The organism is Klebsiella pneumoniae, from assembly GCF_000742135.1.
Classification (GTDB): domain Bacteria; phylum Pseudomonadota; class Gammaproteobacteria; order Enterobacterales; family Enterobacteriaceae; genus Klebsiella; species Klebsiella pneumoniae.
Genome location: NZ_KN046818.1, coordinates 2,028,600 through 2,043,058 on the forward strand (window position 1 = coordinate 2,028,600; position 14,459 = coordinate 2,043,058).

Annotated in this window: 10 protein-coding genes and 1 pseudogene; 10 read left to right on the plus strand and 1 reads right to left on the minus strand. The window is 59.3% G+C overall.

Annotated elements, in window-relative coordinates; all coding sequences use genetic code 11:
- Positions 1-72: 72 nt before the first annotated feature.
- The 3 genes and pseudogenes from tli1a to DR88_RS31290 form a co-directional block, all read left to right on the plus strand.
- Positions 73-423: pseudogene (tli1a, locus tag DR88_RS15745) on the plus strand (Tli1a family immunity protein); the annotation flags it as partial.
- A 68-nt stretch (positions 424-491) separates the two neighbouring features.
- Positions 492-1,016: a T6SS immunity phospholipase A1-binding lipoprotein Tli1-KP gene (tli1, locus tag DR88_RS15740; RefSeq protein ID WP_025862318.1), complete on the plus strand. Its 525-nt coding sequence runs from the start codon at positions 492-494 to the stop codon at positions 1,014-1,016.
- The gene (locus DR88_RS31290) at positions 1,004-3,457 is read left to right on the plus strand and encodes a T6SS phospholipase effector Tle1-like catalytic domain-containing protein (protein WP_004148173.1); all 2,454 of its coding nucleotides are present in this window, start codon (positions 1,004-1,006) and stop codon (positions 3,455-3,457) included. The genes tli1 and DR88_RS31290 overlap by 13 nt, the downstream gene beginning before the upstream one ends.
- An 87-nt stretch (positions 3,458-3,544) precedes the next feature.
- Here the strand turns inward: DR88_RS31290 and DR88_RS15730 are convergent, their stop codons facing one another.
- Complete coding sequence (locus DR88_RS15730) at positions 3,545-4,513, minus strand: IS110 family RNA-guided transposase (RefSeq protein WP_028016388.1); 969 nt, start codon at positions 4,511-4,513, stop codon at positions 3,545-3,547.
- Positions 4,514-4,700: 187 nt separating this feature from the next.
- Between DR88_RS15730 and DR88_RS15725 the strand changes: the two genes are divergently transcribed.
- From DR88_RS15725 to tssJ, 7 genes are all read left to right on the plus strand, one after another.
- Entirely contained in the window at positions 4,701-4,901 is a 201-nt protein-coding gene (locus tag DR88_RS15725; protein ID WP_050511145.1) for a PAAR domain-containing protein, read from the plus strand.
- Entirely contained in the window at positions 4,898-6,037 is a 1,140-nt protein-coding gene (locus DR88_RS15720) for a KPHS_23130 family T6SS system protein (protein ID WP_004148175.1), read from the plus strand. The genes DR88_RS15725 and DR88_RS15720 overlap by 4 nt, the downstream gene beginning before the upstream one ends.
- On the plus strand, positions 6,021-9,449 hold the full coding sequence (locus tag DR88_RS15715) for an ImcF-related family protein (protein WP_004148176.1): 3,429 nt from the start codon (positions 6,021-6,023) through the stop codon (positions 9,447-9,449). The genes DR88_RS15720 and DR88_RS15715 overlap by 17 nt, the downstream gene beginning before the upstream one ends.
- Positions 9,446-11,038: a type VI secretion system protein TssA gene (gene tssA / locus DR88_RS15710; RefSeq protein WP_004148177.1), complete on the plus strand. Its 1,593-nt coding sequence runs from the start codon at positions 9,446-9,448 to the stop codon at positions 11,036-11,038. The genes DR88_RS15715 and tssA overlap by 4 nt, the downstream gene beginning before the upstream one ends.
- Before the next feature lie 79 nt (positions 11,039-11,117).
- The gene (gene tssF / locus DR88_RS15705; RefSeq protein WP_004148178.1) at positions 11,118-12,872 is read left to right on the plus strand and encodes a type VI secretion system baseplate subunit TssF; all 1,755 of its coding nucleotides are present in this window, start codon (positions 11,118-11,120) and stop codon (positions 12,870-12,872) included.
- On the plus strand, positions 12,836-13,921 hold the full coding sequence (gene tssG, locus DR88_RS15700) for a type VI secretion system baseplate subunit TssG (protein WP_004148179.1): 1,086 nt from the start codon (positions 12,836-12,838) through the stop codon (positions 13,919-13,921). Before tssF ends, tssG begins: the two co-directional genes overlap by 37 nt.
- A complete protein-coding gene (gene tssJ, locus DR88_RS15695; RefSeq protein WP_020803993.1) occupies positions 13,899-14,441 on the plus strand; it encodes a type VI secretion system lipoprotein TssJ in 543 nt (180 codons plus the stop codon). The genes tssG and tssJ overlap by 23 nt, the downstream gene beginning before the upstream one ends.
- The last annotated feature ends 18 nt before the right edge of the window (positions 14,442-14,459 follow it).

A 14,459-nucleotide genomic window follows, 5' to 3' on the forward strand; every position in this document is an offset into this window, starting at 1 on the left:
CCTGAGTCCGGTAGAGTACCGAACCCAGGCTCTGAGAGCCGCTTAATATGAACCATCCAACTTTATGGGGTCAGTCCAGGGGGCGGAGGCGGCTGCTGCTTCAGCGTGCCCGCCCGCTGGACGCCGGGTATGACGGTGCGCGTTGAATGGGAAACCGGGCAGGGTTCATCCGCGGGTTTCCCGGGGTTTGCTGATGAGGCGAAATACCTTGCCTGGAAAAAAGGGATTGATGCCCAAAAGAGGCAGCACAGCAAAACCGTTCCGCTGCCCGACTATAACGGCCAGGATGTGTGCGGCATTACGGTGCACTTTTTACCCTGCGATGACGTGAAGGTGACCACCAGCTGCTGGTCACCGAGAAATGCGAACTATCCGATAAAAGAGCCCGTCAGGATGAAGGAGCCTGCCGTATGTCCGAAGTAGCCCGCCTTCGTTTATTCAGGATGGCATCACCATCCCTTCATTACCCTCAAACCGACAGGGAGAGTCCGATGAAATCTGCATTAATCAGCCCGCTGCTGGCGGGTCTGCTGCTGTTAACCGGCTGTGCACAGCCTGCCGCACAGGCCGGAGGCGGCGGCACCATTGACGCCATCAACCACACCAAATGGGCAATTAACCACTTCAGTATCAATGGCCAGTCGGGTATCGATTCAATAGGCCCGTTTCAGGGGGGCGGAGGCGGCTGCTGCTTCAGCGTGCCCGCCCGCTGGACGCCGGGTATGACGGTGCGCGTTGACTGGGAAACCGGGCAGGGTTCATCTGCGGGTTTCCCGGGGTTTGCTGACAGGGCTAAATATAAAGCCTGGATAGCAGACATTGATGCCCAAAAACGCCAGCACAGCCAAACCGTTCCGCTGCCCGACTATAACGGCCAGGATGTGTGCGGCATTACAGTGCACTTTTTACCCTGCGATGACGTGAAGGTGACCACCAGCTGTTACACCTACGGCAGTCCGTCGTACCCGATAAAAGAGCCCGTCAGGATGAAGGAGCCCGCCGTATGTCCGAAATAACCGAAACCCATGCCGCCTGGGTCCCGCCGCCGTTTCCGCCGCAGGGACGTCTGCCGGGCCGGGCGCTGCAGGTTGGGCAGAACTGCCATCAGCAGAACAGCGACGAGCGGCGCTATCACCAGGAACTGTGCCTGGCTGCCGGACGGCGCGTGGAGCCGCCGTGCTGCAAGACACTGCACATCAGCCTGTTTTTCGACGGTACCGGCAATAACTTAAATCATGACTTTTTTATCGCGAACCCGAAGCACCCGACCAATATCGCGCGTTTGTTTCGTGCCACCATTGGCGACGGTACCGCCGGCGGCGTCACTGATACCAAAAAGATGCCGCTGGATGGGGTAAAAGACAGTGGAGGAAAATACTTCAAGTTTTATATTCCCGGTGTGGGCACCCCGTTCCCGGAAGTGAATGACCCGGACTATTCCACCATGGGTCTGGTGGGGGCAGTTAAGGGTGAGGAGCGGATTAACTGGGCGCTGCTGCGGATTATTGATGTGCTAATGCGCCTGAGTAAGGACAAGGAAAACAACAGCATAAAGCTGTCCGAAGGAGCCAGCCGTGAATCCCTCAAAAAAATGGGTACCAGCTGGAACCGGCTGTGGTTTGGCGGCAGCCATAACCGCTATGAAGAGTTCACTCGTTTGCTGAATGATTTGGCCTCTGATTTGAAGCCCCTGATTATTCAGCCTGAGCCGGGCAAGCCGAAACTGACAGGCATCAAGCTGTATGTCTATGGTTTTTCCCGCGGCGCGGCAGCGGCGCGCACCTTTGTGCGCTGGCTGAGCGAACTGCTGCCCCCGCCGGCGGCGGAAGGTGAAAAACCGCCGCAGTGCCTGCAGACAGGCGGGATGCAGCTGCCCGTCAGCGTGGAGTTTCTCGGGCTGCTGGATACGGTGGCCTCCGTTGGGGTGGCGCATGTGGTGCCGGTTGCCGACGGGCATATGTCCTGGGCAGACGGCACGATGGAGCTGCCGGATGATGAAACCTATGGCGGGCTGATAAAAAAATGTGTTCACCTGGTCTCCGGGCATGAGCAGCGTCTCTGCTTTCCGCTGGACTCTGTGCGCCGGGCAAACGGCAAATACCCGCCCTGTGCCACTGAGGTGGTTTACCCGGGAATGCACTCGGATATTGGTGGAGGGTATCCACCGGGGGATCAGGGGAAGGCGAATGCTAAACATGATGGCTATCTGTTGTCACAAATAGTGTTGCATGACCTGTATTCAAGCGCTTTTTCTGCTGGCGCGCCACTGAAAGTCAATAAATTTAGTTTACCGGAGAGTTTAAGAAAGGATAGTTGGCGCGCTCTTGATGCTGAGCAAATTAGAGATTTTGTCGCTGCACCGGAATTAATATCACGCTTCAACGCCTGGCGCGAACTTACCCTGGGCCAAACCACGCCGAAAACGTTCGATCCCGATGCAGCCTCTCACTACGAACCACCTGCCGCCGGCGGCAGTCTGGAAACCGTCATTGCTGAGCAGATGGCCTGGATCACCGCCTGGCGCATCGACCGCTATGCCAGAGGCTCAATGCTGAAAACGCCCTTCTATCAGCGCGCCACGAATACCGAAGCGCTGCCTGCCGCGCGTAAGGCGGCAGAAGAGATTCGTGATGAAAAACAGGCGGCGGTGCTCAGGGCTCGCCAGAACCAGATAGCAAACCAGCCTCCTGACAGGATGGATGAGCTGGTTCTGCAGCCGGGCGTGAAGGATTTTGACCCAAAGATGGATCAAACCCAGCTGTTCGACGCGGCGAAGGAGTTCGGAAAGGATTACCACGACGGTTACCGTATCCCGGATAACCTGGCGCAGCTGGTGCTGGATACCGTGCTGCAGCCGGTTATTTTCGTTCTCAATACCGATGATGAAGCGCAGGAATACCGGCGCATGAAGCGTGACGGAGAGGCCCGGGTGGCCGTCCTCTTTCCCGATGCCGGGGAGGCCAGCAACGCGGAGCAGCCTGCCGGGCTGGTGAGGGCGCTGTTTGATGATCAGGTGCATGACTCACGCGCCTGGTTTATGTATGCCGCGCTCGGCACGCGCGAGATGTGGACCGGCTACTTCCGCTACCGGATGATTTACTTCAGCGAGCGCTGCAGTAAGCCGCTCTCGCCGCTGGTGCTCGCCGGAGACCTGGTGGGTTTTGCGACCGTGACCGCGGGTGTCGTGCTCAGTTTCCGGCAAAAGCGCCTGACCGGCAAGCTGGCCGGGCTGGCTGCGACAGGCGCCGTGCGCTCGCTGGAGGTGGCGGTGCTGGACCAGATAACCGGGGAAGCGCTGCCGGAGCTGCCCGGAGGGGAGCAGCTGCGGGCATTTACCCACGAGCCGGGAACCGTTGTCGCACAGCAAAAGGCGCGGAAAGCGGACGAGCAGCTGGCGCGGGGGCAAGCCGCGCTGCCGGCCAGCTGGCTGGAGGACGTTCTGACGACAACGGTCTGAACGCGGATAAGGAGGATCCGATGAATAAAGTCATTCGCAAAGGCGATACCCTGCGGGAGTATGGAGCAACTGTCTTGAAGGTAAAAATTATGGAGCAACGTGGTGGTACGACTCATCCCATTCTTCGTTCTTTCTGAGCATTGCGTTCAGGATGGTAAGCAGCTTACGCATACAGGCTACCAGCGCCACTTTTTTGGCCTTTCCGGCTGCAAGCAGGCGCACATAAAACGTTTTTATCACCGGATTAAAGCGGGTTGCCACAAGCGCAGCCATGTACAGTGCTGATCTTACGCCAGCCCTGCCGCCAAAAATGGTTCGCCGGCCACGCATAGTCCCTGAGTCCCGGTTGACAGGAGCAACACCTATAAGCGCACTGATTTCGCGCCGGGAGAGCGTTCCCAGTTCCGGAATCTCCGCCAACATCGCGGAAACGGTCATGGTGCCTACACCTTTGATACTGCTCAGGCGCTCAGCAATCTCTTTAAAGTGGTTCCGGATGTGACTGTTCATGTCTTTCTCGAGCCTGGCAAGCTCATCTTCCAGCGCTTTAATGATGGTATTAATGCTTTTCTTGTTCTGTGGATGGGATGGATACAGTCGGTTACGCTCAGCCACCAACATCGCAATCAACTGGCGTCTGCGAACCACCATTGCAGCAAGGGCCTGACGTTCAGCATCCGGCAGTGCCCTGATAAAGCGTTTCCGCTCAGGATGACGATTAATAACCTCAGCCATCTGCGTGAGGACTCTGGCATCAATTCGGTCGGTCTTCGCAAGATATCCCATTGCACGGGCGAAGTCACGGGCCTGCCTGGGATTGACCACGGCAACCTCAAAACCTTCGGCCTGAAGCGAACAGGCCACCGCAACCTCCAGCCCACCAGTGGCCTCCATCAGAACCAGAGCAACGGAGTGCCGTCTCAGTCCGGTAATAATCGCGTTAAAGCCATCAGAGTCATTGCTGACTGTAAACTGAGCAACATCACTGCTGGCAGCGATGTCCAGTGTGGCTTTGGAAACATCGATGCCCACACAAAGTGGATTTGGCTGACTCATTTTTACCCCTCCTTGCAAATACGTTATGGAATACGGACAACTGTTCGGGTTTCAGATGAGTGGCTCAGCGTATGCGCCAGTCGCTGATATACGGGCTTGAACCCTGGAAGGCATCGGGCTGCATACGTTTTGCCAAATCTAATCGTATTAATTTTAATCAGTCTTCAAGATACAAGGCAGGGTGCTGATGGGGCATTATCAGTGTTTTGGTCTGGGGTTCGCCTGCAAGGGCGACCCGGTCAAGTGTAACAAACACGGTATGACGACCATTGCTGAAGGCAGCGCACTAACCACGATTGATGGCCAGCCGGTTGCGCTGCACGGTCATCGCTGCGCCTGCGGCTGCACGCTGGTCAGCTCTAACCCAGACTGCGGGGTTGATCAGTGAGGCCGGTACCGGAGTATCCCCCGTACGGAGACGCGCGACCGCCTGGTACGGCCAGGTGGCTATCGGCTTCGGCCCTGCTGGTCCTGCTTAGCGGCGGGGTCAGCGCTTTACTTCCCTCGTCAGAAGGAAAAAGCGCCCTGGTCGCCACCGGGATCCTGTTGGCTCTGGTGCTGGCAGGTACCGGCTGGTTGATCCGGCTGCTGTACTACCGCATGAGCGTGCATAACGCCAGGTTCTATGACCAACTGGTGGCATACGAACAACAGCAATGGTGGGCGGAGCATCGGCAGCCGATCGGGTTACAGGAAGGTCTGTTGCTGGGGCCCATGGGCAAAACGACCACTGACTGGCTGCGGGTGCTAAGCCGTCACCAGCGTCCGCCAGAGGAAGAGAACGAGGGCGGCGGCAGGGCGCTGCGAGCGCCATACCTTTCAGTTTCTGAGGCTATCGCCCGCGAAAAACGGCTGGCGGAACTACTGGTGATGGAATGGCAACGACAGCGCAGTGAAAGAACGCTTACGCCGCCGCTGCGTTGCTACTGGCAGGGAACGGAGCTCGCCTGGCAGGCGTTTCGTGCACAGATGACCCTCACTGTTGCGCAGATGACACTACCCTCACGCCCGTATGCCTGGCGTGGGGAGGCCAGCCTCGCGGAGATAGCACACGCTCTGGCGGAAGCTGACCCCCATGACACTGTGCTTATCGCCGGATGTCAGGTGGTTGTCGCCCAGACGGGGGCGGTGCAACCCGCCGGAGAGTCTGCGGTACTGTGGCTCGCCGGACGGGACGGTCCGGTGCACCTGACCAGGGGGGAAATCTATTGCGCAGAAAAAGGGGAGGCCCTGACTGCTGTAACCGCTCGTGTGCTGGAGCAGAACGAACTGAGCGGCCCCCCGGAAGCCTGTGCGCTGTTTTTTCAGCCGGGGCTGGAAGCGCTGGCGCACAGCGGTTGGGATATCAACCTGTATCGCCAGGATGCCTGTTGGGGAGACATCGGCGAGATGGAAGGCTTGACCGTCCTGTCGCTGGCGGCGATCTACGCCGCGCACTACCAACAACCGTGTGGCTGGCTAGCCCGCGATCCCTTGAATACCCTCGCAATTGGAATTGTAAAACCTGATGGACAACGTCAATAAACCTGCAGCTATCTCTGTGGCGGCTACGGTTATCGTCTGTATTGCTGCGGTCACGCTTCTGGTGCTCCTGGGCGGGCTGGCATGGTGGCTATGGGCGATGGATCGTGCCACGCAGTGGGAAACGCTGCGCCCGCTTATCGCCACGGGCTTTATTATCTGGGGGATGGCACTCAGCCTGCTGGTACTGGGGTTTATGGCCTTTCGACTGCTGATAAAAGATAAGGTTAAGCCTTCAGCAGCGCCTGTGCGGCAACCCACCAGGCCCGCCGGGCGCGAAGCCCTTTATGCCCCGCTGAAAAAGCACCTTCACGCACGTTACCGCCTGCGCTGGCGGCGCAAAGTCCGCCTGCTGCTGGTTACCGGCGACGAGGCAGCAATCGAACAACTGGCGCCTGGTCTATGTCAGCAGCGCTGGCTGGAGGGCCAGCGTACCGTTCTGATTTACGGCGGCGGTCTGCTCTCCGAACCCGATAACCAGCAATACGCCGCGCTGCGCAAGCTGCGCCGTGGCCGTCCTCTGGACGGGATTGTGCGGGTGATGCCGTCGTCTCTGACCCTGACGCCGCAGATAAGCGAGAGCGACCTGCGCGGGCTGGAAAAAATCAGCGAACTGCTGGGCTATGCCGCCCCGGTCTGGTTATGGAAACTGTGCGACAGTGAGTGGCCGCAGGCTGACCGCGCGGTGCAGGCGGTAGGGGTTAGCTTCCCGTTGCGCGCCACTGAGGAAGATGTCGCCCGTCAGCTTGCGCAGATGTTGCCGACGCTACGGGAGCAGGGGATGCACCAGATCGCAGCAGATACCCGCCACGACTTCCTGCTGCGTCTGGGGCAGCAGCTTATCGACGGGGAGATCGCACAATGGCGCCGGCAGCTGGCGCCGTGGCTGACCGCCTCGCGGCAGCGGCTTGCGCTGCGAGGCCTGATGTTTAGCCTGCCAGAGCCTCGTACCGTAGATCCGTATCAGGAAGCTGATGCCCTGCCTGCGAGCCAGCCTCACCTCCTGACGCTGCCCGCCACCTGGCAGGGGATCGTCGATGACTGCCGCCGTTTACGCGGGCATCACGTGGGAATGGCATGGGAGCGGGGCCTGGCGTGCGGTCTGCTGGCCATCTTCGGCCTGTGGGCGGCGGGACTGCTGCTCTCCTTTGCCCTCAATTACAGTCAGATTGCTTCGGTAGCGGGAAAAGCCCGCGACCTGGTGGCCCACCCCTCCGTTTCTGACTATCAACTGACGGCCCTCCATGCCCTGCGCAATGAGGCCGGCCGTCTCGTGCACGATGGGCAGAATGGCGCTCCCTGGTATCGGCGCTTTGGTCTGGACCATCATCAGCAACTATTAGACGCCGTCCTGCCCTGGTACGGTGTGGCGAATCATCGCCTGATACGTGACCCGGCCAATGCCGCGTTGCAGCAGGCGCTCAGCGCGCTGGTCAACTCCGCCCCCAATAGCGACCAACGAGCCCAGCTGGCGAAACCGGGCTATGACCAGCTGAAAGCCTGGCTGATGATGGCTCGTCCGGATAAAGCCGATGGCGCATTTTTTGCGCAGACCATGAAAACGGTCCAGCCGACGCGAATGGGGATCTCGACCGGTCTGTGGCAAAGTCTGGCGCCGGATTTGTGGGCCTTTTATCTCTCCCTGCTGCCCGAGCGGCCAGAGTGGAAGATCATCCCGGATGCGCAACGGGTGAGTCAGAGCCGTCAGGTTCTGTTGCAGCAGCTAGGTCGCCGCAATGCCGAAAGCACCTTATATGAGAACATGCTCAAATCCGTGCGTCGTAATTTTGCCGATGTGTCGCTGGAAGACATGACCAGTGGCACCGACGCGCGCCGGCTGTTTACCACCAATGAAGTGGTCCCGGGGATGTTTACCCGCCAGGCATGGGAAGGCGGCATTCAGCAGGCCATTGATAAGGCAGCCAGCTCGCGCCGGGAGGAAATCGACTGGGTGCTGAGCGATTCGCGCAAAACGATGTCGACAGACCTGTCGCCGGAGGCGCTGAAAGCGCGTCTGACCCGACGCTACTTCACCGATTTCGCCGGCAGCTGGCTGAATTTTCTCAACAGTCTGCGACTCAACCCGGCGACCACCATTGCCGATGTTACCGACCAGCTCACGCTGATAAGCGATGTCCGCCAGTCGCCGCTGATTGCCCTGATGAATACCCTTGCCTGGCAGGGGCAGGCGGGGCAACAAAGGGAGGGGCTGTCGGACAGCCTTATTAAATCGGCCAAAGATCTGGTGGGCGGGAAAGACAAGCCGGTCATCGACCAGTCGGCAGCCGGCCCGCAGGGGCCTCTGGATGACACGTTCGGCCCACTGCTCCAGCTGATGGGGAAAAACACGGGCAGCAACGTCATGTCGGCCGATAGCACCCTGAGCCTGCAAACCTATCTGACCCGTATCACCCGCGTGCGCCTGCGCCTGCAGCAGGTTGCGAATGCCTCCGATCCGCAGGAAATGATGCAGGTCCTGGCGCAGACCGTCTTCCAGGGGAAAAGCGTCGACCTGACCGACACGCAACAGTACGGTAGCCTGATTTCGGCAAGCCTTGGCGAAGAGTGGAGTGGCTTCGGTAATACTCTGTTTGTGCAGCCGCTGACTCAGGCCTGGGAAACCGTGCTTCTGCCATCGGCGACCAGTCTGAATGATAAATGGCGCCGTTCGGTGGTCGCCAACTGGCACACCGCCTTTGACGGACGCTTTCCGTTTGCCGCCAGCAAAAGCGACGCCTCCCTGCCGATGCTGGCTGAGTTTGTGCGCAAAGACAGCGGGCGAATCGAACGTTTTCTCACGACGGAGCTGAACGGTGTCCTGCATAAAGAAGGCAGTCACTGGGTGCCGGATAAGGTCAACAGTCACGGCCTGGTCTTTAATCCGGCCTTTCTGCGCGCGATCAACCAGCTAAGCCAGCTGTCCGACATTCTTTTCACCGACGGCAGCCAGGGGATCAGCTTTGAGTTACAGGCCAGGCCTGCCCCGGAGGTTGTCGAGACACAGCTGACGATAGACGGCCAAAAGCTGCGCTATTTCAATCAGATGGCCGACTGGCAGACTTTCCGCTGGCCGGGGGAGACGTATAAACCCGGCACTCTGCTGACCTGGACCACCGTCAATGCGGGCACGCGTCTGTTCGGTGACTACAGCGGTACCTGGGGCTTTATTCGCTGGCTGGAGCAGGGTAAACGCCATCCGCTGGATCGCAGCCAGTGGATGATGAGCTTCTCCGCTCCGGATGGCCGCACCCTGCAGTGGGTATTGCGCTCCCAGCTTGGGAGCGGCCCGCTGGCGCTTCTGGCGCTGCGCGGATTGACCCTGCCGGATCAGATTTTCACTGTCGATGCGGCTGAGAGCGCACAGGCCCTGACGACGGGGTTAGGGAATAGTGACATGGATGAGATGGAATTATGAGTATTTTACAAAATTTGGTTGCCGCCAGTCAGTTGGATGAAAGCGTACTGCGCCAGCAGGCCCGGTCACGCCAGGCGCAGTGGCAGTCCTGGCTTGCGCCAATCAGTGACGCCCAACCAACCGGGGACGATCCGGGCTATGACGATGATTTTCAGCGTATCCGCGAGGAGGTCAATAAGATCTCCGGTGTCGATACCGAACTGATTTGCCAGCTGGCAGAAAAACTGCTGACTCAGACCTGCAAGGATCTGCGCGTGATCACCTTTTACGTGTGGGCGCGTCTGCAGCGGGATGGCGAAACCGGTATGGCGGAGGGCGTTACGCTGCTGGCGGCAATGCTTGAGCGGTTTGGGGCTATGCTCCATCCCCAGCGTGAACGTAGCTGTAAATCAGCGCTGGAATGGCTTGGCAGTCGCCGGATGTCGGACAGTCTGTCTCTTTATCCGGAAGTCGACATGACCACTATGCAGGTCATTATCGGGGCGTTATTGCTGGCGGAAGCCACTTTTTCCGGCTTGGCTGAAGCATCTCGCCCCGATCTTTCCGGGCTATATCAGATACTGGAGAACCGCCTGGTACAAAGCGGCGGAGCCCACAGTCTGGTGCCGCAGACCAGCCGCGAAGAACACGATCTGCTACCCCAACATACGGACACCGCACCGGTAATGCATACCGTCACGTCAGGTCGTGATTTGCTCGATCAGGCTAAGGTGCTGGCGAAATATCTGCGCGAGTGTCCCGGCGGATGGCTGGCAGGTCATCATCTGATGAAGAGTGTGCGTTGGGATACGTTAACGGAGTTACCGCCGCTGGATGCCTCCGGCCGGACACGGCTATTGCCTCCCAAGCCTGAGAGTAAAGCCCATCTTAAGCGGTTGTATTTACAGAAAAGCTGGTCGGAACTGCTAGAGCATACGGACACGCTGTTGGCGCAAGGCGTCAACCATCTGTGGCTGGATGTGCAGTGGTACGCCTGGCAGGCGCTGCTGAAACTGGATGCTGACAGTGTACGGGCCGATATCCTGTGCCGGGATATGAAAGGGCTATTGGCTCGTCTGCCGGGGCTGGAAACCCTGGCGTTTAACGATGGTACGCCATTCGCCGATGAAGTGACGCTCAACTGGCTTAACGAACGTGTCCTGGATGAGATGGCCGGATGGCAAGATGAGCCGGTAATGGCGGCGACCAGCGCTGATGAGGTGCTGTCGCTGGAGCCAGAAGTGCTCACCCGCGCGGACGATGAAGGTATTGAGTCGGCGCTGAACTGGTTACAGGCGCAGCCGGGCTATACCACCAGCCGCAATCGGTGGCTGATGCGCTTACTGATGGCGCGGGTCAGCGAGCAGTACGGAAAAAATGAAATGGCGCTGCATCTGCTGGCGGAACTCGACAGCCGCGCCCGGGAAATGACGCTCGAACAATGGAAGCCGGAGCTTATCTTTGAGGTCAAAGCCCGCCGACTCCGGCTGCTCAGAGGCAAGGCCGGGCGCAGTGAGGCAGAAAAAAATCGCTTGCTGCCAGAAATGGAGTCATTGCTTGCCGGGCTCATCGCTCTGGATCCTGCTCGCGCCGCGGTGCTGTGCTCATAATTCACGCATCATTCACATTGCACTCCCTGCACCTGCGGTTCTCTGCATATCTGAAAGCTATTACTCATTCTGGTGATTTATGGACGATTTAACCCTGCGTTATTACGACGCTGAAATGCGCTACCTGCTGGAAGCTGGTGAAGAGTTTGCCCGCGCTCATCCTGAGCAGGCGGCAATGCTCAATCTCGACAAAGCGGGCGCTCGCGACCCCTTTGTCGAGCGCCTGTTTGAAGGTTTTGCCTTCCTGATGGGCCGCATGCGCGAGAAACTCGATGACGATCTGCCTGAGCTGACCGAAGGCGTGGTCAGTCTGCTGTGGCCACATTATTTACGTACCATTCCCTCGATGTCGGTCGTCGAATTCACCCCCGACTGGCCGGAAATGAAAGAATCGATGACGATAGGCAAAGGTTTTGAAGTGCTTTCCCGGCCGATCGGTGAAAAGGGCACGCGCTGCCGGTACACCACCACCAAAGCGATCGCTCTGCAGCCGTTATCCCTGGAGCGCGTCCAGCTGGCCACCGATACGGATGGCCGGTCGGTGATCACGCTGCGCTTTACCTGCAGCCAGCTGACGGACTGGCGCCGGGTCGATCTCAGTCATATCCCGCTGTACTGCAACGCCGATGCGCCGCTGGCCTGCGCCATGCACGAGGCCTTTACCCTCAATGTGGCCCGGATGTGGCTGCGCATCCCCGATGAGGTGGACAGAAGGCCGCTGGACGGGTATTTCAGCGCGCTGGGATTTGGCGAGGATGACGGCCTCTGGCCTGAAGATGGCCGCAGTTTTCGCGGTTACCAGCTGCTGCTGGAGTATTTTACCTTCCGCGAAAAGTTCATGTTCATCGATCTGCGCGGGCTGGAGACGGTGGCTTTTCCGGCCGGACTGGCGTGGTTTGAAATCGACGTCGTGCTGGCGGAACGCTGGGAACATGACTTCCGCTTCAGCGAAAAGCAGCTGCGCCTGCACTGCGTGCCAGTGATCAACCTGTTTCCGCTGGAGTCCGATCCGCTGACCATCAATTCCCTGCAGACCGAATACCCGCTGCGCCCGATGCGCGTGCAGGACGGCCACACCGAAATTTACACCGTCGATTCCGTGATCTCCTCACACCAGCAGGTTTACGCGCCGTTCTCAAGTTTTCGCCACAAAGGCGGCATGATGCGTCATGACGCGGCGGACTATTACTATCATACCCGGGTGCGCCGTGGCCCCTCCGGGCTGTACAACACCTGGCTTATCGTCGGCGGAGAAGCCTTTGATAATCATACCGTACCGGAAGATGAAAGCCTGTCGCTGACCCTCACCGGAACCAACGGCCAGCTGCCGCGTCGCGCGCTGCAGAGCACCGTGCTCGATACGGTGATGAAAACCACTTCCGCCAGTATTGCAGTGCGTAACCTCTGCGCGCCGACGCTGCCGTGCTATCCCCCCGCCCAGGACCGTTTTCACTGGCGGGTGCTGAGCCATCTGGGCAGCAGTTTTCTTTCCCTGATGGATAACGCGGAGGTCCTGCGCGGCACCCTGGCGCTGTATGAATGGACCGACAGCGAGATGAATCGTCGGCGTCTGGAAGCCATCCTCGACGTGAAGCACCGCGCGACAGAGCGCTTTGCACAGGGCCATCTGGTGCGCGGCGTGCAGATTGAAGTCACCCTCGACAGTCACGGCTTTGCCGGACGAGGCGATATATGCCTGTTTGGCGAGATGCTTAGCCGCTTCTTCGCGCTCTACACCGACATCTACTTGTTCAACCGCCTGATTATCATTCTGCAACCAACCGGAGAACGACTGGAATGGGAAGAGAAGCACAGCCGCCGCATTCCCGGCTGACCCCGCGACTGGAGGCCGACCTGCCGCGGATCAATTTTTACCGCTTCTGCCAGCTTCTGGAAAAACGGCGTCCCGGCCAACCGCTGATGGGGGGAACCAGCCATCCGGCTGACGATCCGGTGCGTTTTTACCCGCATCCGGGAATGGGATTTCCCGCCAGCGAACTGAAAGCCGTGGAATACGATGAGGCCGATGACAGCAGGCCGCCGGTCATTCGCACCACCTTTATGGGGTTGTACGGTGTCGATTCGCCGCTCCCGACGGCATATCTCGATGATATCGCCCAGCACAGGGAAGGGCATGAAGCGCTGCAGGGCTTACTGGATATCTTCAGCCACCGGATCATGACGCAGTTTTACCGCATCTGGCGGAAATACTCCTGGCCCGCCACCTTTGAGCCCGGCGGCACCGATCGTCTCTCGCAGTCGCTACTGGGCCTGACGGGGCTGGGCATCCCCGGCACGACGCAGCATATCGCCTCGCCGGCGTCGCGCTTTCTGGCGCTAACCGGCGTGCTGCGTCAGCCGGGCAAAACCCAGCAGGGGATCCAGGCGCTGGTCACCCTGCTGGCCCCGGAGACCACCGTCAGGGTGAGCCCGTACAGCCTGCGTCCGGTGGCGATCAGCCAGCCGCTGGGGTTTTACGGCGATGACGACTTCTTCCTGGACGGCAATACGCCGCTGGGTGACGAAGCGATGGATGCCAGCAGCCAGCTCCTCGTCGCCCTTACCACCGACAATCCCGCGGAGGCGCAGGGCTGGAAGCCTGACGGCCCGCTGTTTCGGGACTTTCTCATCCTGCTGCGGGTATACCTCGGCTGGCGATTCCGGGCCAACATCACCCTGACCGCGCCGACCCGACTGCTGGCTGTCCCGCCGCTGGGGGACGAGCCGTTCTGGCTCGGTATGAACGGCGTGTTGGGCGTGGGTGAGGGCGAGAGTGAGGACGATATTCCTCAGACCTTTACCACCGAGCTGGGTACCTATACGGGCCTGCAGCCTGCCACCTTTCTACAAGGAAACCGACGTGTTACGTATAAGTTTGACTAAAACCGCCTGTCTGCTGCCCCTGCTTGCGCTTTGCCTGAGCGGATGCGGACTCACCCAGCGCGTCTCGGAGGGAACAAAGTCTGCCTTCAACGCCGTTTTTTATAAGAAAATTAATACGCTGCATCTGGACTTTACCGCGCGCGAAGCGCTCAACACCGATGCCAGAGAGAATCACTCGCTCTCTGAACCGGTGGTGGTGCGCATCTATCAGCTTAAAGATCGCCAGACCTTTGACCGGCTGGTTTACCAGCAGCTGCTGGAGGAGGGGGATATTCTGCTCGCCGCCGATCTCCTCGCCAGTCGCGATGTGGTGATCGGTCCCGGAGGGGACGCAAGTCTGAATATGCCGCTGGAAGCGGAGGCGACGTTCGTGGCGGTTGTCGGCCTGTTCCGCCATCCGGACACACAAAGAAATACCTGGAAGCAGGTGCTGGCGCGTGAGGAATTGGATCCGGACAAGCCGCGCATTTTCGCCGCCGAACACAACCAGCTACGGCTCAGGCCTGAAGCGGCGAAGTAACGTAAAAAAAAACAAACA

Bases quoted from the DNA above. Each gene is read 5' to 3' on its own strand.
- DR88_RS15730 (WP_028016388.1), bottom strand. From the start codon at position 4,513: ATGAGTCAGCCAAATCCACTTTGTGTGGGCATCGATGTTTCCAAAGCC.
- DR88_RS15725 (WP_050511145.1), top strand. From the start codon at position 4,701: ATGGGGCATTATCAGTGTTTTGGTCTGGGGTTCGCCTGCAAGGGCGAC.
- DR88_RS31290 (WP_004148173.1), top strand. From the start codon at position 1,004: ATGTCCGAAATAACCGAAACCCATGCCGCCTGGGTCCCGCCGCCGTTT.
- tssA (WP_004148177.1), top strand. From the start codon at position 9,446: ATGAGTATTTTACAAAATTTGGTTGCCGCCAGTCAGTTGGATGAAAGC.
- tssF (WP_004148178.1), top strand. From the start codon at position 11,118: ATGGACGATTTAACCCTGCGTTATTACGACGCTGAAATGCGCTACCTG.
- DR88_RS15715 (WP_004148176.1), top strand. From the start codon at position 6,021: ATGGACAACGTCAATAAACCTGCAGCTATCTCTGTGGCGGCTACGGTT.
- tssG (WP_004148179.1), top strand. From the start codon at position 12,836: ATGGGAAGAGAAGCACAGCCGCCGCATTCCCGGCTGACCCCGCGACTG.
- tli1 (WP_025862318.1), top strand. From the start codon at position 492: ATGAAATCTGCATTAATCAGCCCGCTGCTGGCGGGTCTGCTGCTGTTA.